Annotated in this window: 13 protein-coding genes; 2 read left to right on the top strand and 11 right to left on the bottom strand. The window is 65.7% G+C overall.

Going from position 1 to position 20,504, the window contains the following annotated elements; genetic code table 11:
• Positions 1 to 128: 128 nt before the first annotated feature.
• Together ACWCOP_RS12200 and mdoH are read left to right on the top strand one after the other, a co-directional pair.
• Positions 129 to 1,655, top strand: coding sequence for a glucan biosynthesis protein G (locus ACWCOP_RS12200; protein ID WP_478248564.1), 1,527 nt, complete (start codon positions 129 to 131; stop codon positions 1,653 to 1,655).
• Positions 1,648 to 3,759 (top strand): glucans biosynthesis glucosyltransferase MdoH, encoded by a 2,112-nt coding sequence (mdoH, locus tag ACWCOP_RS12195; protein ID WP_478248563.1) that lies wholly within the window; start codon positions 1,648 to 1,650, stop codon positions 3,757 to 3,759. The genes ACWCOP_RS12200 and mdoH overlap by 8 nt, the downstream gene beginning before the upstream one ends.
• Before the next feature lie 42 nt (positions 3,760 to 3,801).
• Here the strand turns inward: mdoH and ACWCOP_RS12190 are convergent, their stop codons facing one another.
• From ACWCOP_RS12190 to ACWCOP_RS12140, 11 genes are all read right to left on the bottom strand, one after another.
• Complete coding sequence (locus ACWCOP_RS12190; RefSeq protein ID WP_478248562.1) at positions 3,802 to 4,683, bottom strand: class I SAM-dependent methyltransferase; 882 nt, start codon at positions 4,681 to 4,683, stop codon at positions 3,802 to 3,804.
• Entirely contained in the window at positions 4,680 to 5,972 is a 1,293-nt protein-coding gene (locus tag ACWCOP_RS12185) for an MFS transporter (protein WP_478248561.1), read from the bottom strand. The genes ACWCOP_RS12190 and ACWCOP_RS12185 overlap by 4 nt, the downstream gene beginning before the upstream one ends.
• A 7-nt stretch (positions 5,973 to 5,979) precedes the next feature.
• Positions 5,980 to 6,816, bottom strand: a complete 837-nt coding sequence (locus ACWCOP_RS12180; protein ID WP_478248560.1) for a class I SAM-dependent methyltransferase — start codon at positions 6,814 to 6,816, stop codon at positions 5,980 to 5,982.
• Positions 6,816 to 7,802 (bottom strand): phytanoyl-CoA dioxygenase family protein, encoded by a 987-nt coding sequence (locus tag ACWCOP_RS12175; protein ID WP_478248559.1) that lies wholly within the window; start codon positions 7,800 to 7,802, stop codon positions 6,816 to 6,818. Before ACWCOP_RS12175 ends, ACWCOP_RS12180 begins: the two co-directional genes overlap by 1 nt.
• Before the next feature lie 195 nt (positions 7,803 to 7,997).
• Positions 7,998 to 8,411 carry a BLUF domain-containing protein gene (locus ACWCOP_RS12170; protein WP_478248558.1) on the bottom strand — a complete coding sequence of 138 codons (414 nt, stop codon included), beginning with the start codon at positions 8,409 to 8,411 and terminating at the stop codon, positions 7,998 to 8,000.
• 72 nt (positions 8,412 to 8,483) lie between these two features.
• Entirely contained in the window at positions 8,484 to 9,638 is a 1,155-nt protein-coding gene (gene argE, locus ACWCOP_RS12165; RefSeq protein ID WP_478248557.1) for an acetylornithine deacetylase, read from the bottom strand.
• 7 nt (positions 9,639 to 9,645) lie between these two features.
• The gene (locus ACWCOP_RS12160; protein ID WP_478248556.1) at positions 9,646 to 10,395 is read right to left on the bottom strand and encodes an FKBP-type peptidyl-prolyl cis-trans isomerase; all 750 of its coding nucleotides are present in this window, start codon (positions 10,393 to 10,395) and stop codon (positions 9,646 to 9,648) included.
• Positions 10,396 to 10,554: 159 nt separating this feature from the next.
• The gene (locus tag ACWCOP_RS12155; RefSeq protein ID WP_478248555.1) at positions 10,555 to 12,504 is read right to left on the bottom strand and encodes a S9 family peptidase; all 1,950 of its coding nucleotides are present in this window, start codon (positions 12,502 to 12,504) and stop codon (positions 10,555 to 10,557) included.
• A 72-nt stretch (positions 12,505 to 12,576) separates the two neighbouring features.
• Entirely contained in the window at positions 12,577 to 15,486 is a 2,910-nt protein-coding gene (locus ACWCOP_RS12150) for a M16 family metallopeptidase (protein WP_478248554.1), read from the bottom strand.
• A gap of 60 nt (positions 15,487 to 15,546) precedes the next feature.
• Positions 15,547 to 18,468, bottom strand: coding sequence for a M16 family metallopeptidase (locus ACWCOP_RS12145; protein WP_478248553.1), 2,922 nt, complete (start codon positions 18,466 to 18,468; stop codon positions 15,547 to 15,549).
• Positions 18,469 to 18,625: 157 nt separating this feature from the next.
• Positions 18,626 to 20,488, bottom strand: a complete 1,863-nt coding sequence (locus ACWCOP_RS12140) for an ABC transporter ATP-binding protein (RefSeq protein ID WP_478248552.1) — start codon at positions 20,486 to 20,488, stop codon at positions 18,626 to 18,628.
• Positions 20,489 to 20,504 lie beyond the last annotated feature (16 nt).

The following is a 20,504-nucleotide window of genomic DNA, read 5'->3' as shown; positions in this document are numbered from 1 at the left end:
TCGCCAAACGTGGGCACACGCCCTCGTTTCACGCGTTTTGCGTTTGAAGGTGACATTATTTTTAAGTCCGACCTAAATTTCGAACAGCCGGCGCCGCCTCCGGTCCCGACGCCGCGAGTCGCGCGCCAATGACCGTGCTTTCGCGCCGCGGCGTCCTGTCCAGCGGGCTGGCGACGCTTGCCGCGGCGGCGTTCGCGCCTGCGTCCGGCGCCAGGTTTCAGGGCCAGGCGCAGCGCTTTTCCCACGACGACGTCATCGCGCAGGCGCGGGCCCTGAGCCAGGTTGCGTTCACGCCGCCGCCGGCCTTGCCCGAAGGCCTCAGTGCGCTGGATTACGACACCTATCGCGCCATCCAGTTCCAGCGCTCGCGTGCGGTCTGGGCGAATACAGCGTCACAGTTTTCGGTCCAGATGTTCGCCCCAGGCTCGGTGTATCGCGAGCCGGTGGACGTGCTGCTTGTGGAAAGCGGCGTAGCGCGCCCCGTAGCGCTGGCGGCAGATGCGTTTCAGACACCGAGCGCCGAGATCGCCGAACTGATCGCCCAGGTCGGCCGGTATGCCGGGTTTCGCCTGCACCACCCCATCAACAGGGCCGGCGAAGCCGAAGAGTTCGTGGTGTTTCAGGGAGCGAGCTATTTTCGCGCCGTCAGCCGGGGCCAGGTCTACGGCCTGTCGGCGCGCGGGCTCTCCATCGATACCGGCGAGCCGGGCGGGGAGGAATTTCCGACCTTCCGCCGCTTCTGGATCGAGCGCCCGTCCCCGGACATGGACGCCATCGTCGTCCATGCGCTGCTGGAAAGCCGGCGCGTGTCCGGCGCCTATCGCTTCGCCATCTGGCCGGGCTCTCCGACGGCCATGGACGTGCAGGTCACGCTTTTTCCGCGCGCCGCCATCTCCCATGTGGGCCTTGGCTGCCTGACCTCCATGTTCATGCACGGGTCCATGGATGCGCCGGACGCGCCGGATTATCGCCCGGCGGTTCACGACTCCCTTGGCCTTGCGATGCACACCGGCGGCGGCGAGCGGCTGTGGCGGCCTTTGTTCAATCCGCGAGCCTTGCAGATGTCGGCTTTCATGGACCGTAATCCGCGCGGCTTCGGCCTTGGCCAGCGCGATCGCAGCTTCTCCGACTACGAGGACCTCGAGGCCCGCTATGACCGGCGCCCGTCGGCCTGGGTCACCCCGCAGGGCGATTGGGGCGAGGGCCATGTCCAGCTGGTGGAGATCCCGTCCGACTTTGAAGGCAACGACAATATCGTCGCTTATTGGCGCCCGGCCGGCGGGCTGGCCGCCGGCCAGACTCACAGTTTCGGCTACCGGCTCACCTGGCCGGACGATGTAACCCCGGATGGGGGCCTGGGCGCGGTGACTCGCAGCGCGTTCGGACGCCGGCTTGTGGATGGGCGTCCGCAGATCGTGATCGACTGGTCAAACCCGCGAGGCGCACGCGTGCAGGACATACGCCTGGACGCCGCGCTGTCGGGAGACGCCGAGTACGAAACCCATGTGGTCGAGAATCCGGCAGGTGGCGGCTACCGGGCCTATCTCACGCTTGTTTCTGTCAACGCCGCCGCCACCGAAGTGCGCGTGCGCCCCTTTGCAGGCGACACCGCAATCGGGGAGACCTGGCTCTACAGGTATATCCAGCGTGGCTGAGCCGGCCAGCGCGTTGCCGCCGGAAAGCCCGCTGGACATGCCGCGCCAGAGCGTCGGCGGCGTGCGGCGACGCGTGCAGTCGCTGGGGGCGATGGCCCGGATTGATTTGTTCATCAGCCGCTTGGTGCTCACCGTGCTGACCGCCGCGATCACCGGCTATGGCGTGTATGAAGCCTATGAAGTGATGAATGGCGATGCGGGTCTGACGATCCTGCAATGGGTGTTTCTGGTCCTCTTCGCCATAAGCTTTGGATGGGTCGCGTTTTCCGCCGCCCAGGTGGTGCTCGGCTTTCCCGCCGCGGTTCTGCGCACGCGCCGCCAGCGCCGTAGCGCAGAGCCCCCGGCCCGGACCGCCATTCTCATCCCGGTCTATAACGAGGAACCCACGCGCATCGCCGCGGCGGTGGAGGCCATGGCGGCCGAACTCGCCGCCGCCGAGCCGGGGCGGTTTGCGGTTTTCCTGCTCGCCGACACCAATCGCGCCGAGGCGTGGATCAGCGAAGAGGGCGTGTTTTCAAAGCTGGTGGAGCAGGCCGGCGACGGCTGCCCGGTCTATTACCGGCGCCGCCGCGCCAACACCGAGAAGAAGGCCGGAAACATCGCCAACTGGGTCGAGCGCTGGGGCGGCGCCTATGACGCCATGCTGGTGCTGGACGCGGATTCGGTGATGGGAACCGGCGTCATTCGAGAGCTTGCGCGGCGCATGGCCGGCGATCCGGGGCTGGGACTGCTCCAGACCATTCCGCGTATCGTCAGGGCGCGCACCCTGTTTGGCCGCCTGCAGCAATTCGCCAACCGGTGCTACGGCCCGGTCTTCGCCGCTGGGCTCGGCTTCTGGCACGGGCCTGAAGCCAATTACTGGGGCCATAACGCGATTATCCGCACACAGGCCTTCGCCCAGAGCGCCAAGCTGCCGCTGCTTTCCGGCAAGCCGCCCTTCGGCGGACCGGTGATGAGCCATGACTTCATCGAGGCCGCCCTGATCCGGCGGGCTGGCTGGCGGGTGGAGCTGGCGACCGATCTGGTGGAAACTTATGAAGAGGCTCCGCCTGCTCTGTCCGACGTAATTATCCGTGACCGGCGCTGGTGCCAGGGCAATCTTCAGCATATCCGGTTCGCGTTCGCCGACGGCCTGACGCTTGTCAGCCGAATGCACCTTCTCATGGGGATCATGAGCTATGTCAGCGCGCTGGTCTGGCTTGCGCTGATCGCCACCGGCCTCGTCATTGCGGTCCAGGCGGGGCTGACCGAGCCGGATTATTTCGCTGCGCCCGGCCTGTTTCCCACTTGGCCGGTTTTTGATTCCGAGCGCGCTATTCAGCTGTTCATCGTGGCCATGGCGGTGGTCCTCACACCCAAAGTCCTGGGCTGGTTGTCGGTGATGCTGCGGCCGCGCCGGCTGATGCAGTATGGCGGCCCGGTCGCATTCACGCTCTCAGTGTTGCTGGAGACCGTCTTGAGCGCGCTTTACGCGCCGGTGATGATGCTGGCTCAGGCCAATATCATCCTTGACATCATTCTCGGCCGCGACGCCGGGTGGAAGCCCCAGCGGCGCGATGACGGGCCGATCAGCTTTGCAGCGGCCTGGCGCGCCCACGCCTGGCATTTCGTCACCGGGCTGGCGCTGGCCGCCCTGACCGCCGCCATCGAGCCGGGCCTGTTCTTCTGGACGCTGCCGGTGACTGCGGGGCTTCTGCTCTCGCCATTCTTGTCCTGGATCAGCGGCATGCGCAGCATCGGGCTGGCCTTGAAGCGGGTGGCCGTCCTCCGCACCCCCGAGGAGCAGGCGGGCGCGGCGCCGGCGATAAAAGCAATGGCCGCGCGCCTCACCTCGTGGCGCGCACGGGCTGTCGCCGGCACGATCGAGGATCTGGTCGCTGATCCAGACCTTCTGGCCTTCCATATCGCCCAGCTGGACAAAGCGGAGTCGGCCTTCGACGAGGCTGAGATCATCGCCCGCGAAAAGCTTGGCCGCAGCCATACGCTGGCCGAAGCCTGCGCCTGGCTCAGCCCGGCGGAACGCATAGCGGTGCTCCTGTCGCCGGCCTTGCTGGCCCACGCCGCGGCGAAGGCGGCGGCGCCGGCGCGGATCGCTGCAAGCTAAGCGCTCACGCGTCGCCTGGCCGAGCGCCTGCGGATGGAGCTTTCACCCGCAGACCACCCGCAGGCGATTGACCGGCATTTCATAGCGCCCGGCGCCGGTGGTGGCGAAGAAGCTGGCGAGATCCTCCAGCATGGCGCAGCGCTGGACTTCGTTCAGCACGAAGCTTGAGTAGAAAAACCCGGCTGTTTCCGCCGCAAGGCGCTTCGGTGGATCTTCCATGGCGAAGACGTCGGTTTCCACCGTTACGCTTGCACCTGGAAAGATGCTGCGGACCAGATCCGCCAGCGCGGCGCCGTCGCGCGCCCGCGGGTCGCCCAGCTCGGCGTAATCCGGCCGGGCGGCGCTCACATGGGAATCAATGAGGGCGCAGATCTCGCCATATCCGCGCGCCGCCTCGCTCGGCCCGTCCACGATGGCGGCGAACACGCCGCCGGATTTCAGCACCCGCGCGATCTCGGCGAGCGCCGGCTCCAGAGGATCCATCAAAGTGAGCGCCCAGTGACACAGGACGGCGTCGAACGCCGCGTCGCCGGCGAAGCCAAGCGACTGCGCGAGCCCTTCATGCAGCGTCACGTCCGCATCGATGAGCCGGCTCCGCGCCAGGACCAGCTCATCTGGGCTCATATCGACGCCGGACAGGGCGATGTCGGCGCCGTACCGGTCCCTGCACTCCTCCAGCAGTACGCCGCTGCCACAGGCGAGATCCAGCACATGCCCGCCTTGGGGCGGATTTATCGCCTGGCTCAGCCATTCATAGCTGTTGACGCCTGAGGCGTTGCGGCAGTTTGTGGCGCAGGCCTCGGTGAAGCCTGCCGCCCGTTCATGTACGGCGTTAAGGTGGGCGCGAAGGCGCGCGCCGCGATCGCCTGGGAGGCCCGGAGCTATGGGCGTAGAGCCGGACGGGAGGGGCGCGTCTGATTTCATTGTCTTGCGGCTCCGTTGGCTGGAATTGGGGGCGGTTTGGCGATGAGGCGCGGTTGCAGCCAGAAAAGCGCTGCAATGCAGGCCGCTACGTAGCCCGCCAGACCCTGAAACTGCGCGTCCAGGCCGACGCCCAGATCGATCAGGAGGCCCATGGCGCCGGGGCCGAGCGCGGTTGCGAACACCATGAGAGACACCGCAAGGGCACGGATGGAGCCCAGATGGGCCAGGCCGTAAAGCTCAGCCCAGACCGTGCCGAACAGCACTGTGGCGCCGCCGGCCGTCACGCCGACGAGCGCCATGCAAAAAGCAGCGACCACCAGGCTGTCTGTAACGCTGAACAGCAAGAGCGCCACGCCCAGCGGCGCCAGATAGGCGGGCAGGACACGGCGCGAGCCGTAGCGGTCCGCGAGCGCGCCGGTCAGGAGCCCGGACGCGACCGCGGCGCCGGCGAAGAGTGGGAAGAGCGCGGCAAAGCCGGACAGGGTCCAGGCGTTGATCTCCACCAGCCGGCTTTGATGAAAGAGCAGGCCGGTGACGATGAACGGCGCGGCCAGAAGGCCTGGGCAGATGGCATAGAATCGCGGGTCTTTAAGCACTTGGGCGCGGGTCCAGGATTGCGTCTCATCGCCGGGTCCGCTCGGGTCCGCCGCAGCCGCGGCGCGGATTTGTGCGCGGCCGGCGAGGGTCGCGAGAATGAACAGGGCCGGCGCGACCAGAGCGATCATCAGCCCCGCGGCGATGAGCCAGACTGACATCGCGCCCAGCTTGACAAGGGCGATGGCCACCAGCGGCGGCAGCAGGGCTTCGGCGGTGGGAAATCCCAGCGTCGCCAGCGCCACCGCCCGGCCGCGTTCACGCTGGAACCAGCGGCCCAGCGTGGTGAGCGCGATATGGCTCATCATGCCCTGACCACCCAGGCGCAGGGCGAACAGCGCCGCGCCGAGCATCAGGGCGTTGACGGCGAACGCCATGAGGGTCGCCGCGCCGGCCAGCCAGATCGTGGTCACCAGGGCGGCGGCGCGGGCCGACAGATGGTCAGTCAGCTTGCCCACGAACAGAAGCGACCCGGCGCTGGCGAGCGTCGCGGCGGAATAGATTCCACCGAATGCGCCATGGGTGAGGCCGAGATCGGCGCGGATATTCGCGCCGAACAGGCCGATGAAATAGCTCTGTCCGACGCTGGAACCGAAGGCCAGCAGGAAGCCGAACGCCAGCGCCGCCCAGAACCGGCTGACAAACGCGAGGGTCGCCCGCGTCGCCGCCGGCGCGGAGGGGACAGTGCGCATCATGGCCGGCTCACTGGATCGTTATGAGCGTCACGGTCTGGGCGAACCGCCAATCATCGCCCTGCAGGCATTTCTCCAGATACGGCCCCGTCACGCGATTGGCCAAAAGGGCATCCAGGGTCACCGAATCGTCAAAGACGCAGCGCTGCAGATAGCCTTCTACTGCAGCGCGTTCTGAATCCGGCGCGCCGTTTTCATAGGTGATCTCGTGCGCCGTGAACCTCACGCCGAGCTTTGTGAGCACCGTCACCAGATCCTCGCCGGAGGTGTAGGGCTCGCTGTCGGTGACTCCAAAGCCGTCTAGATAAGCCCGGTAGAAGGTGAGATAGTGGGATGCTTCCGAGGCATGGGCGATGAAGCCGCATCCATCCGCGCCCATGGCCTCCACAAAGCGCGTCAATCCGGCTTCCAGCTCGTCGCGGGGCAGGGCGTAGAGGGCGTGTGTGGCCCACACGATGTCGTAGGACCCGTCTGCGCCGCCAAAGTCCTGCAGGGTGCAGACATGCTCGCCAGCCGGAAAGAAGGGCGGCTTCAGGGCGGCCTTGGCTTCGGCCACCGAAAACGCCGCCGGGTCCAGCAGATCATATTCGATGCGCCCAAGGCCGGCCTCGGCGATCCCGGCGTGCTCGATGAGGGCGCCCGGAAACTTGCCCGAGCCGCAGGCCACGTCCAGCAGCCGAAGCGCCCGGTCTCCGGCCTTGTCCGCGCGGTCTGAGAGCCAGGCTTTCCAGTCGGCGGATTCGGCCAGATGCCGGTAATCCTTGGTGGCCAGGCGGTAGAACGCCTCCATGCCGGACCGGCGGGCCTCGCTCCAGTGGGCCAGGCTTCGAGTGACGGTGTCGGACATCAGCGCTCCGTGGGGTTGGGCCAGCAAATCGGGTTCAGCGCGCTCGCGGCGATCTCGCCCGGTTCGGTGTCAGGAATGAATTTGCGCCAGTCGCCGGAGACCAGCGTTGGTGCGTCGACGACGCGCGCCCCGTCGGCAAAATAGGTGTTGGCCAGAACCAGCCGGCTTAGAGTCGTGAAATTGCCGCCGGCGGTGTGAAAGCTGAGATTATGGTGGAAGCTGACCGTGCCCTCGTCAAATCCGCTATCGTCCACTTGCGTCCCGTGTTCGCGGAAGGTCTCCGCCACACGCCGGTCATAGCTGTCATCGGTTTTGTCGAAGCGGATATTCTCCACCAGGCGCCAGGCATCGATGGGGCTGGCGAAGGCGAGGGGTCCCATTTCGCGCCGGATCGCCTGGGCGGGGATCCAGGCGGTGACTACGTCGTTTGTGGCCAGTGGAAAATGGTGGGCGTCAAAATGCCAGGGCGTGCGCCCGCAGCCCGGCTCTTTGGACAGGACATTGTCGTGGTAGAGCCGCACCGCCGGTACACCCAGAAGCGCGGCGCAAACGCCTGCGATGCGCGGGCTCAGGGTGAAGGCGCGCAGCACCGTGTCAGTGAGCCAGACCATTTCAAGGCTTAGAAAGCGCCCGTCCGCGCCACCGTCCAGCGTGGTGGAGAAAGCCTCGCCGAGTCGCTGCGCCATGACAAGGCGCAGGCGTGCCGCAGCGTTGGGCGAGATCATTTCCGGCAGCTTGACCGAGCCGTCCCGGCGAAACGCCTTAATCTGTTCGGGTTGAATCGGGTAGGGCTCGGCGAGTTCGGTCGCCAGCGCTTCGTCACTCGCCGGCGCCGCACCAGAGAGCGTCGCGGGGATGCGCTCGCGCGCCTCGTCGGGATTATGGGCGAGCGAGACATACCAGTCCCACCAGGCCTGATTATCCTCGCCCCATTCGCCGGACACGTCATAGCGGGCGGAGTCTTCGCGTTTGGACGTCTGGCTCATGGTTATCCCGGAGAACTGCCAGCGATTCCAAATAGAGCGCATCTCCCGCTTGGCGACATTCAGGCTGAAAACTCCTGTCGCGCGCCCGTAGCCACTGGCGCTCCGTCGTCCATGTACGGTGGGCGTCGCCCTGGCCCGGGAAGGAGCCTGACGAGTGTCCCGCGCCCGTCAGGCAGGCATCGGGTATCCTGGCGTTCACGCCGTGCTGGGCGTTTCGTGCTTGTCGCGAAGCTGCTTGAAAAAGTGCTCCACCTCATCGGCGGTGGCTCGCTCCACGGCGCCGGCGGCGACCGCCGCCTGGGGCCAGATCCACGTCACAGCCGGATCATGGAGCATCGTCCACTCACCGAACATGCGCTCGCAGCCGCCCTTCTCCACATGCATGGTCACTTCCAGATGGCGGTCGTCGCGCCGGATTCTGTCAACGGCGGCTCTGACGGCCGGCTCCGGGCCTTCAAGCCATTGAATGTAGATGTCTTCGCGGCAGATCAGCGCACCGGTGATGTCGTCGCGGGCGTTGGCGCGCCGGGCGTCCATCAAGATGCCGTTCAACATGCCGGAGTCGAAGCCGTAGGGACGTGACGTGTAGATCACTCGGTAGACGCTCATGGGATGCTCCAGGAAAGGCGCAGCGATGGTGACATACTCTTGGCGCTTGCGCACGAGCGCCGATGGTCGGCCTCAGGCGCAAAGCCGGTCCTTGAGCCTGGCCAGAAAGGTGTCGCATTTGGCCAGCTGCTCGATGGCGACGAATTCGTCGGCCTGGTGGGCCTGTTCGATGGAGCCGGGGCCGCACACGATGGTGGAGAAACCCGCCTCCTGAAACTGTCCGCCTTCGGTGCCATAGGCCACCACACGCGGGGAATTGTCGCCGGTAAGCTGGCGGGCGAGTTGTTCCGCCTCGCCGTCGATTTCAGGCTTTAGCGGCGGGACATTGCTGAGGATCGACACCTCCACCCGCGCCTCGGGCGCGCGCACTCGCAGCTCGGCCTGCAGCGCGGCTGCGCTTTCCATCAGGCGGCGGCCCAGGCCCGGCCCGTCATCCCAGGGCGCAGGGCGCATCAACGCTTCGAACCAGGCGTGGCGCGCGAGGATATTGATCGCGGTGCCGCCGCCCATCTGTCCGATTGTGAGCGTGCCGTAGGGCGGATCAAACGGGCTGTCGGCGGGCGCAGCGGCTTTCAGGGCTTGGGATTCCTCAACCAGCTGGTTCATGAGGCGAACCGCCGCCGTGGTGGCGCAGGCGCCGCTTTCCACAAGGCTTGAATGGGCCTCTTTGCCGTGAACCTCCACGCGCACCGAGTAAAGCCCTTTATGGCCGGTCACCACTTGCATAAGGGTAGGCTCGCCCACGATGACGCAGGAGGGGCGCGGGGTCTTGGCCGCCATCATCTCGATCATGCGCGGCGCGCCGATACAGCCGATCTCCTCGTCATAGGAGAAGGCGAAATGGACCGGGCGCTTCAGCGGCGCTTTGGCGAAATCGGGCGCCGCGGCGAGGGCGCAGGCGATGAAGCCCTTCATGTCGCACGAGCCGCGTCCGTAAAGCTTGCCTTCGCGCTCGACCAGGATGAAGGGATCACTGGTCCAGGCCTGACCGTCCACCGGCACCACGTCGCTATGGCCGGACAGCACCACGCCGCCATCGGCGTCCGGTCCGAGCACGGCGTGGAGATTGGATTTCGAGCCGTCATCGCTGTAGCTGCGCTCGCACCGCGCGCCAAGGCTTTCCAGGAACGCCTCAACATGGGCGATGAACGCCAGATTGGACGTGCGGGACGTGGTGTCGAACGCGACCAGCTCACTGAGCCAGTCGCGCGACGTGCGTTCAATCATAGCAGACCTATCCGCCTTGCCCGGCGAGACCGCTCTGCTCGCGGCCCGGCAGGCCGAGCAGTTCGATCTTGAACACCAGCGCCTGGTTGGGGCCGATGGGGCCGCCGGGCGTGCCGCGCTGGCCGTAGCCGAGCTCGGGCGGAATGAACAACGTCCACTCCTCGCCTACATGCATCAGCGCCAGCGCCTCAACCCAGCCGGAGATCAGCCGGTTGGACGGGAACACCGCCGGCTGGCCGCGCTCATAGGAGCTGTCAAAGACATCGCCGGACACCAGCCGGCCTTCGTAATCCACGCGCACCAACTCGCCGGGATTGGGCGAGGGTGCGTCTTCCACGGCGGTGACGATGGTGAACTGCAGCCCGCTGGGCAGTTCGAACACGCAGTCGCGTCCGGCGTTCTGTTCCAGATAGCTGCGCGAAACCTCGGCGTTATAGCTCGCCTGATTGACGCCTTCGCCCTGATCGGGAGCGGTGAAGTTCATCGCGTTCTGGTCAGTGGCGCAGGCGCGCGCCTGGGCGACGATCTGCATGATCTCTGTGCTGGGCTGGGGGCCGGTCGCCATGGGCTCGCTCGCGGTCTGGGTGGTTTCAGCGTCGGTCTGGTCGGCGTCGCCTGCGTTGGCGGCGTCGCTGCTCTGGCCGCTTTCCGCCGCTTCGCCGTCCATACCGGTTTGAGCGTCCTCGCTCTGTGAACCGCAAGCGGCCAGTCCAAGGGCCAGAACCGCGGCGGAGGCTGTCAGGCGGAGGCGTAACATGGCGTATCCTTACAATGGCGCGCGCCGGGTCGGCGCGCAGAGCTGGTCTACCTGCGTGAGGCGCGCGCGTGAACCGAAACCGTTCGCTCCCCCCGGGAACGCCGGTATCGGGCGCTCGGTTGCTTCTGGGCGAAGGGTTCGGACCTTACGGCTTCAGTGTCAATCGAGTTCGAGCACGTCGTTAAGGAACATGGTCTCGGCCTGGCGTTGGAAATCGCGATTGGATTTCTTCGCAAAGCCGTGACCCTCGTCCAGCGCCAGGAGATACCAGGGATCGCCGCCGGCCGTGCGCACGGCCGCCAGGATCTGCTCGGCCTCGGAGGCGGGAACCCGCGGGTCGTTGGCGCCCTGGATGATGAAGAGCGGCGCGGTGATCTGATCGGCCTGATTGGCCGGACTGATCGCTTCCAGATGGGCGCGCATTTCCGGATCGCGCTCGTCGCCGTATTCAGCCCGGCGCAGGTCGCGGCGATAGCCGTTGGTGTTTTCCAGGAAGGTGACGAAATTGGATATGCCGACAATGTCGATCCCGCCGGCGAGCCGGTCTGAATAATGGACCATGGAGGCAAGCACCATGTAACCGCCGTAGGAGCCGCCATAGACCACGACCCGGTCTGCATCGAGCTCAGGCTGTGCGGCGACCCAGTCCAGCAGCGCGCCGATATCGCGCACGCTGTCCTCACGATTGAAGCCGTTGTCCATCATCACGTATTCGCGGCCATACCCGGCCGAACCGCGCACGTTGGGTGTGATCACCGAGACGCCCAGCTCATTGACCCAGTACTGGATGGAGGTGTTGAAGCCGGGGCGCTCCTGGCTTTCCGGGCCGCCGTGGATGTCGATGATGACCGGGCGCGGGCCTTCACCCTGCGAGCGGTAATAGAACGCCGGGACCTCAAGCCCGTCAAAGCTTTCATAGCGGATCAGCTCGGGCTCGGCGAAGCGCTCGGTGTCCAGCCCGCCGACCTCGCTCCGGGTCCATCGCACAAGCTCCTGCGACGCCAGATTATAGGTCCAGGCGTCACCCGGTGAGCGCGCGCTCACATGGGTGAAGCCCAGCCGCTCCCCGGCGGAATCGAACTGCAGCGAGCCGATGAGGCCCAGCGGCAGGTCGGGGACGGTGAGGCTTTCGCCGGTTTCAGGATCGATCATCAATAGCTCGCCATTGCCGCCATTATTGATCGAGTAGACCAGCTTGGAGCCGTCCGGCGCCAGGTCCATGGCCTCCACGTCCCAGCCGTGCTCGGGCGTTACGACGCGGCTGGACATGTCAGCGAGATCGACCTCGAGGATCCGGCGAAATTCGCTGTCCAGATCCGTCACCACGTAAACACTCCGGCCGTCGGCGGCGAACTCGGCGCCGCCATAGGCGATGTCCTCGCCAGGCAGGATCTCGCTCATCTCGCCGGTCTCGGTGTTCAGTACGAACAGGTCGGCGTGGGTGATGGAGTAATAGCGCCCCACCAGCAGATCGCGCCCGTTGGGTGACCAGTCTCTGGGAGATATTGCGCCTTCGCCTTCCAGCACTACGCGCAGGCTTGAAGGATCGGACGGGTCGGCCGTCAGAATGTCGGCGTCAGGGTCGCCGTCCTGCGTGCGCGCCCAGGCTGCGAGCGCGCCGTCATCGGTCCAGGTGACCCCGCCGTTGCGGGTCCTAGGCTCGGTGAAGCGGGTGGTTTGCGCGGTTGCAGGATCGTGGATAAAGCCCTGATAGAACTCGTCGCCGCCGATATCCTTGGTGAACACGAACTGGCCCGAGCCGTCGGGCCGTACGTTGGCGCCGCTGGTTCGCTCGTCAAAGAAGGTCACTTGCCGGCGCATGCCCATTGGCGCGTCCACGGCGTGGATCTGTGTGGTCTCGCCAAAGCGGGTGGTGATGTAGATCCCCCCGTCCGGGTTGAAGTCGGAAAAGCTCGCCGAGCGGATATTGGAGTATTGCTGCAGGCGCTCGCCCACGCTTGCGGGGATCTCGGCGATGTTCTCCATCACCAGATTGCCCCGCGTCACGCGCTCCGGCGCGGCGTGCTGGGCGAAGGCGGATGATGCGGTGATCGTCGAAGCGGCGGCGGCCAGAAGGCTCGCGCCGGCGAGGGCGGCGGTTCTCAGCATGGTCTCTCCCCGTGTCGCCGTCGCCCGCCCCCTTGAAGGGGCGGGCGCGGCTGTGTTTACGCGGATGAGAGTTTAGGGCGCCTCGACGCCTTCGGCGAGAATAACCGCACGCCAGGCCCGATCGGGCTGGAGATATTGTGCGGCGCTCGCCGAGATGTCGGCCGGGGTGAGGGCTTCATAGTCCTGCATCGCACTGCGATGCTCGTCGAGCTGAGCCGGATAGGTCTGCGACAGGCCCAGAAGGCCGAGCCAGTAATTATTGCGTTCAAGATTCTCCCGGATGGATTCAAGGATGGGCTGGCGCGCGCGCTGGATCTCGTCCTCGCTGACCCCGCCTTCGGCGATTTCGGCGGCGATGCCGTCAACCGCCTCGAACACCACGGGGATATTGGCCGGCTCCACGTCGACGCCCGACCAGTGATAGCCCCAGCCCTCAAAGACTTCCGAGTTATTGCTTGAAACGCTTGGGCTGTAGGTGGCGCCCAACTCCTCGCGCAGGACATCGGTGGCTTTCAGGCGGAACACCGCGCGCAAAAGGCTGAGCTTGCGTTCCTCGGCCTGGTCCATGCCGTCGGTGGTGGGCCAGACGGTCAAGGCGTAGGCCTGGTTGGGTTCCCCGTTGAAGCGCACGATTTCCGGCGTCTCTGTGGCCGCCGGGAAGGTGAGCGCATCGCTTGTGGCGGGCAGGGAGAAGCCGGGGTCGCGCGCAGGCAGGGCCCCGAAGGTCGAGGCGGCGAGCGCCACCGCGTCTTCCGGCGTGATGTCGCCCACGATCGTCAGCTCGATGGGCGAGCGCTGCAGGGCCGGCTCCAGGATATTCCGGGCGATTTGCATGGAGAAAGCCTCGATCACCTCGTTGTCCGGAAGGGTCCAGCGCTGATCGCCGCCGCGCAGCATTGGATTGATTTCCGCGCTCAAGACGCCGCCGGTGGAGGCGTAGAGATTGCGCCGCGCCTCAGGCTCGGCTGAGCGTAGGCGCAAGAGGCCGTCTTCGCGCCAGCCCGGCGCTGTCATGAAGGCGGTCATGACCTGGGCGGTGAGCTGGGCGTCCTGCGGCGTCGTCGAGCCGAACACGGTGAAGGTGCGGTCGTAAACTCCGAACGCCGTGGAGACAGCCTTGCCCGCGAGGATGCGGTTCAGCTCGTCCTCGCTATGGGCCTCAAGCCCGCCCTGGGTGAACACCGACGTAAGAAGTGCGGTGTCGCCGTTCGTCGGTGCGGGCGTCAGATGGCCGGCGCCGAAATCGGCGCGCATGCGGATCACATTGTCCTCAAAATCGGTCTGCTTGACGTTCAGCCGAACGCCGTTTTCAAACACATAGGTGAAGACGTCCAGATCCTCGATCCGGCCCTGCGAGGCGACGACGCCCGGCGCGCCGAAATCGGTGTAGGCGAACTCCAGCGGGCCGGTGTCCTCCACAGGTTCCACCGCGGTCTCGCGGGACGCGTTCCAGACGCTCCGGATCGCGTCGGCGCCGTTCTCCACCTCCACATTGGTGGCCAGGAAAAGCTGCACCGGGTTGGCGGTCCAGCGCTGGGCGAAGGCGGCCTCGACGGCCTCCACAGTGATTTCGTCGCGGCGCGCGTTGAAGGCGGCGAGGCTGACCTCGGGATGGTTGAACACCTGGTCGCCCAGCCACGAGCCCCAGAGGCCGCGAGCGAGTCCGCCGCTCTCGCGGGTGCCGGCGGCCTGCACGGCGTTGCGCAGATTGGTCTCAACATTGGCTAGTTGCTCGTCGAGCTCAGCCTGGGTGAAGCCTTCCTCCACACCGCGCCGGATCGCCTGCTCCATGCGGGCTGCGCCTTCCTCCCAGCGCCCTTCCGACATCACGGCGAGCACGCTGGAGGTGTCGAACAGATCAAAGCTTTCGCCATTGGCCAGTGTGAACTGAAGGAAAGGAGAGGTTCCCGCCGAGATCTCCGACTGGATGCGCCGCTCGACGATGCTGGAGCCTAGCTGCAGCAGGAGGGCTTCACCGCGCGTCTGGAGGGTGTCCGGCTTGTTCTCGGCCTCGGTGTAAACATGGGCGCTCACGACCGTGAACAGGTTGGGATCGTGGAAATAGCCTTCGCGGGCCTGTGAGAAGTCAGGAAACTCGCCAAGATCGATGGTGTCCGGCGCGTCGTCCGGCTGGTCCCAGCTGGCGAAGGACTCCGCGCGTTCGACCTCCAGACCGGGGATGGTGAGTTCGAACCCGTCGCGGATCTTCGCTTCGATCTCGTCGGCGTCGATATCGCCGACCACCACGAGCAGGGCCCGCTCGGGCACGTAAAAATCGGTGTAGAAACGCACGAACTCATCGCGCGGCACCGACTGGATATAGTCGTCCGACGGGCTTAGCGGGCGTGCGGGACGCGTCCCCTCATAGAGGAAGGCGCTCCGGGCCTCGAAATAGCGCCGTTGCGGCGTGTTGCGGGCGCGGCTCTCGCCGATGATGACGCCGCGTTCGCGATCAAGCGCGTCTGCGTCGAAGGTCATCTCGCTGGCGGTCTCGCGCATCAGGAACAGGCCGGCGTTGACGATCTCTTCGGTCGTGCTGGGAAGATTCAGAAGATAGCCGGTGGCTTCGGCGCCGGTGAAGGCGTTGGTGTCAGGCCCAAAGGCCAGCCCGTAGCGCTCAAGCAGGCGCACCATCTCGCCTTCGGGCACATTGGTGGTGCCGTTGAAATTCATGTGCTCGAGGAAGTGCGCCACTTCCATCTGATCTTCGTCCTGGGCCAGCTCTCCCACATTGAAGACCATGTTGATCACCGCCTGATCGGACGGGGTGTCGTTCTCCATGATCGCATAGCGCAATCCATTCTCCAGAACGCCGTAGCGTACGCCGGGATCAGGCGGGATGTCGCTGATCTCGTGGGCGAAGGCGGGCTCCGCCGCCTGCTCCTGAAAGACGGCTGCTGCGGCGCTCTGGCCCGGATGGACGGCTGTCGCCAGGATCAGCGCCAGCGCGGCGCTCGCGCGCAAACAAATCATCGAGATCATTACCTCTCCCCTTAAGGCTTGCGGATTTTTGGTCCGGCGGACCTGCCGGTAGATTGTATTTTATTCTTGCACAGGGCGCGGCAGGATGGAAACCCTGTATGCGGCCTCGGGCCGCAAGACCTCGCCGGCCAGCGCGGTGAGCGCCTCCACAGTGATGCTGCGATAATCATCTTCGGCGGTGCGGATCTGGGCCAGGCGTTCGGGCTCCTGCTGGGAGCGCGACAGGGCGTTCACCCAGAAGGCGTTGCGCTCACGCTGCTCTTCCAGCTGCTCTAGCAGCGGCTGGCGGGCGCGCTGCAGCTCGTCTTCGGAGATCTCGCCGGCGGCCATGGCCGACGCGATCTCGTCGGCCACCGCGTACATCCGCTCCACATCGCTGACGTCCACATCAAGGCCGACCCAGATGAAGCCGAAGTCCTCAAAGGTTTCGGAGAACTGGCCGGAGACGATGGCCGAATAGGTCGCGCCTTCGCGCTCGCGGAAGCGGTCATTGGCCTTGAGATTGTAGATTTCGCTCAGCAAAGTGAGCGCGCGCCGGCGCAGCGGATCAATCCCGTCGCCGGCAGGATAGTAGATATTGGCCATGCCCTGATCGGGCTGGCCGTTAAAGCGCACCACCACCGGATCGGGTGTCGGCTCGGGAAACGCGACCTCTGCATTGCCGGCGTAATCGGGCCAGCTTTCATCGCGTGGGGGCAGAGCGGCGAAGGTGCTCGCGACCGTGTTGACCGCGGTGTCCACCGTGATGTCGCCCACCACGGTGATTTCGACCGGGGCGCGCGTCAGCGCCGGTTCCAGCATGGCGCGGGCGTCCTCCATGGTGAAAGCGTTCAGCTCCTCCTGGGTGGGAAAGCCCCAGCGCGGATCGCCCGATCGCAACATGCGCGACACCTGGTTGATCGCCACTTGAACGGCTTGCGCGTTCTGGCCGCGGCGAACCTCTTCGGCGATGGCGCGGAACTGGTTCAGCCCGTCCTCGCGCCAGCCCGGCGCCGTCATGAACGCGGCGAGCACCTGCATCTGCAGCTCGAAATCTGTGGGGGTGGTGGCGTTGGAGAAGAAGAAGGTGTCGTCGCCCACGCCGACACCGTAGCCCACCGAGCGTCCCGCCAGCAGGCGCTGCAGGGCGTTGCGGTCATGGGCTTCCAGTCCGCCGCCGCCGAACACCGCGCCCAGGATCGACCCGGCGGCCGCCGCAGGCTGGGGCGTCAGATCGCCGGCGCCGAAGTCCACGCGCAAGCGGATGACATTGTCTTCAAAATTGGTGGGTTTGACGTTCAGGCGCACGCCGTTATCGAAAACCACGCGGGTGACGCCGAACTCGTCAAGCGTGTCGCGGCTGACCACCGCGCCCTGATCGCCGAAATCGGTGTAGGCGAAGGCCTGCGCGACCTCGTCCACGGGGGCGTCCACCGGCTCGGCGCTGGCCGCGCGCCAGGCTTCACGCACGGCGGCCGGGCCATCCTGAAGTTCTTGATTATGGCCGAGGAAAACCTGCGGCGGTCCCGCGGTCCACATCCCGGTGAAGGCCTCGTCGACGGCGGCGAGGGTCAGCTCTTCCTCTATCCGCGAGAACCAGTCCAGGGCGTATCTGGGATCGGCGAACACGTCGCCATTGATCCAGGCGCGCCAGATCGCATCGGCCAGATCGCCGGTCTGGCGGGTGTCGGCCTGGTCGGCGGCGTTGCGCAGGGAGGTGCGTACATTGGCCAGCTGTTCGTCCAGCTCCCCCTGGGTGAAGCCGTACTCCAGCGCCCGGCGCAGCTCGTTCTCCAGAACCGCCACGCCCTCGCGCCAGCGCTCGGGCGAGGAGACGCCCAGCACGCCGGCCCGGTCCACCAGGCCGAAATCATTGGAATAGCTGAGATTGGCCTGCACCAGCGGGCTGTCGCCGCGATTGATCTGGTTCTGGATGCGTCGCTGCACAATGGCGTTGGCCAGGTTGCGCTTCAGATCTTCAAGGCGGGTTTCGCGTGTGTCCACATCGCCCGGCCCCGGCTCGATCACATCGACGGTGATGAGGGTGAAGACGTCCGGATCATAGTGAAAGCCGAACGCCGGCTCGCTAAAGGCCGAGACCAGGCCCAGATCAGGGTCCGGGGCGGCCGGCTCGGGCTGGACCCAGGTGGAGAAGCCCTCCACACGCTCAACATCAAGGCCGGGCACCTGGATGGCGAATCCGTCGCGTATCCGGCTCTCGATGGCGTCCGCGTCGAAATCGCCGGTGACCACGAGAAGGGCGCGTTCGGGCGTGTAGAATTTTTCGTAATAGGCGACGAAGGCTTCGCGCGGCGCGTTCTGGATCACGTCCGACAGCCCGATCGGATCGCGATCCGGGATCAGAGTGTCGGGATAGAGAAATTCGTAATAGGCGTTAAAAAACCGGCTGACCGGCGTGTTCCGGAAGCGCTCTTCGCCGGCGATGATCCCGCGCTCGCGATCAATGGCGCCGGCGTCGAACAGCATTTCCGAGACCGTCTCTCGCAACAAAAACAGGCCCACATCGATGACCTGCGCGTCGGTGGACGGCAGATCCAGCGTGTAGCCCACCACTTCGCGCCCGGTGAAGGCGTTGGAATCGGCGCCGAAGGCGAGGCCGTAGCGCTCCAGCAGCGGCACCATCTCGTCTTCAGGCACGTTGGTGGTGCCGTTGAACGCCATATGCTCGATGAAGTGGGCCAGGCCGCGCTGATCCTCAGCCTCGGCCAGCGAGCCCACATTCAGAACCAGGCGCATGGAGGCGGTCCCGGTGGGGGTGCCGTTCTCCATGATCGCGAAGCGCATACCGTTATCGAGGACGCCGTAGCGCACCCCCTCATCGGCGGGAATGTCGCTGGCCTCATGGGGAAAGTCCGCGCGGTCAAAGGCTGCGCGCCGCTCTGCGCCGGATGCGGCCCGGTCGTCGCCGCCAGGCCCGCACGCCGAGGCGAGCCCGGCGATCAAGGCGATGGTTAGGACGCGAAAACAGCGATGGCTGAACATGCAAGCCCCTTCAATTCCCGGCGTAAGATGCGCAGAACGCCTGTATCGGCGTGAACGATAACGCCGGCGCGAATCCGTTCAAATGAAAGAAGCGTCACATGCCCGCAAAAGGCTCCTCCGAAGGCCGGATATGCGCCACAGGAAGTGGAGGCGCCGTCTAGACCAACTCGCCGGCATCCACCTCCAGAACGGTTTCGATGGGATCGTGCTCGGCTACAAAGTGGCCGGGGGCCACCTCGATAAGCTTCGGGCGGTACTGCTCGGCTTCGGGGTCGTCGATCAGTTTTGACTTCATGAAGCGCAGCTGGGCGCGGCTGTCGAGCGGGCTGGGAAGATCGCCGTCGAGTTTCAGGCGCGCGCGCTTTTTCTCCACCTCGGGATCGGGGATCGGCACGGCGCTGATCAGCGCCTTGGTGTAGGGATGGCGCGCATCGTCATAGATTGAGACCCGGTCGGCGAGTTCCACGATACGTCCGAGATAAAGCACCATGACACGGTGGCTGACCTCGCGCACGACTGACAGGTCGTGGGAGATGAACAGCATGGACAGGCCGAAATCCTTCTGCAGTCCGATCAGAAGATCGATGATCTGGGCCTGGATCGACACGTCGAGCGCGCTCACCGCCTCGTCGCAGATCACCAGCTTGGGCTTCAGGATCATCGCGCGGGCGATGCCCACGCGCTGGTTCTGGCCGCCGGACAGCTCGTGGGGATAGCGGTTGATCATGTTGGGATCGAGCCCGACCCGCTCCATCATCGCCTTCACCTCAGCCTCACGCTCCCTGGCGGTCATGGACTTGCGGAAGGTGAGCATGGGCTCCGAGATCGAGGCTCCGATCGTCATGCGCGGATTGAGCGAAGCGAGCGGGTCCTGGAAAACGATCTGCAGGTCTTCGCGCTGCGCCCGCAGCTTGTTCGGGCTCAGGGAAAGAAGATCCTTGCCGATCCAGCTCACCGCGCCGCCGGTGGACTCCACAAGGCGCAGCACGGCGCGCGCCAGCGTGGACTTGCCGCAGCCGGACTCGCCGACAATGCCGAGCGTCTCACCCTTGTGAAGCTCGAAGCTCACCCCGTCGACGGCCTTCAGCGGCTTGGTCCTTGGGAACAGACCGCCGGACACGTTCACCGGGAAGTGCACCTGAACATTGTCGGCCACCAGCAGCGGCTCGTCCGGGCCGTCCGCCTGGCGCGTCGGCAGGCCTTCATGGCCGGGCTTGTCGGGCTGGTCGATGCGCGGCATCGCGTCCAGCAGCATCTGGGTGTAGGCGTGGGTTGGGTTCTTAAAGACCGACCAGACATCGCCGGTTTCGACATATTCGCCGTGCTTCATGACCTGAACGCGATCGGCCATGCGCGCCACCACGCCCATATCGTGAGTGATCAGCGCGATCGCCGCGCCCGTCTCGTCCTTCAGATCGTCCATGATATCCAGCACCTGGGCCTGGACTGTGACGTCCAGCGCGGTGGTGGGCTCGTCGGCGATCAGAAGATCAGGCTCGCACAGCATCGCCATGGCGATCATGACGCGCTGGCGCATGCCGCCGGAAAGCTCGTGGGGAAACTGATCCAGCCGGCGCCGGGCCTCGGGAATGCGCACGCGCTCTAGCCAGTCGACGCAGCGCTGCTCGGCGGCCGCGCCGTGAAGCTTCATATGGACGCCCAGAACTTCCTTCAGCTGGTCGCCCACCTTCATGTGGGGCGTCAGCGAGGTGAGCGGATCCTGGAAGATCATGGTCATGGACTTGCCGCGCACCCGGTTCAGCTTGCGCGGCGACAGGCCGAGGATTTCCTCGCCGGCGTACTTGATAGAGCCCTCAGCCTTGCCGTTGGAGGCCAGAAGTCCCATCGCCGCCAGGAAGGTCTGGCTCTTGCCCGATCCGGATTCACCGACCACCGCCAGGCATTCGCCGGCGCGTATCTCCAGATTGATCCCGCGAACGGCGTGAACTTCGCCGTCCGGCGTGCTGAAGCGAACATTAAGATCTGAGACCTGGAAAATCGGCGTGGTGGCGTCGGTCAAGGCGGCGGCCCTCGAA

This window comes from Apolloniradiicaulis salifontis (assembly GCF_053756655.1).
This window is presented reverse-complemented; position numbering and strand designations above follow the sequence as displayed.

Bases quoted from the DNA above. Each gene is read 5' to 3' on its own strand.
- ACWCOP_RS12200 (WP_478248564.1), top strand. From the start codon at position 129: ATGACCGTGCTTTCGCGCCGCGGCGTCCTGTCCAGCGGGCTGGCGACG.
- ACWCOP_RS12190 (WP_478248562.1), bottom strand. From the start codon at position 4,683: ATGAAATCAGACGCGCCCCTCCCGTCCGGCTCTACGCCCATAGCTCCG.
- ACWCOP_RS12185 (WP_478248561.1), bottom strand. From the start codon at position 5,972: ATGATGCGCACTGTCCCCTCCGCGCCGGCGGCGACGCGGGCGACCCTC.
- ACWCOP_RS12180 (WP_478248560.1), bottom strand. From the start codon at position 6,816: ATGTCCGACACCGTCACTCGAAGCCTGGCCCACTGGAGCGAGGCCCGC.
- ACWCOP_RS12175 (WP_478248559.1), bottom strand. From the start codon at position 7,802: ATGAGCCAGACGTCCAAACGCGAAGACTCCGCCCGCTATGACGTGTCC.
- ACWCOP_RS12170 (WP_478248558.1), bottom strand. From the start codon at position 8,411: ATGAGCGTCTACCGAGTGATCTACACGTCACGTCCCTACGGCTTCGAC.
- argE (WP_478248557.1), bottom strand. From the start codon at position 9,638: ATGATTGAACGCACGTCGCGCGACTGGCTCAGTGAGCTGGTCGCGTTC.
- ACWCOP_RS12160 (WP_478248556.1), bottom strand. From the start codon at position 10,395: ATGTTACGCCTCCGCCTGACAGCCTCCGCCGCGGTTCTGGCCCTTGGA.
- ACWCOP_RS12155 (WP_478248555.1), bottom strand. From the start codon at position 12,504: ATGCTGAGAACCGCCGCCCTCGCCGGCGCGAGCCTTCTGGCCGCCGCC.
- ACWCOP_RS12150 (WP_478248554.1), bottom strand. From the start codon at position 15,486: ATGATCTCGATGATTTGTTTGCGCGCGAGCGCCGCGCTGGCGCTGATC.
- ACWCOP_RS12145 (WP_478248553.1), bottom strand. From the start codon at position 18,468: ATGTTCAGCCATCGCTGTTTTCGCGTCCTAACCATCGCCTTGATCGCC.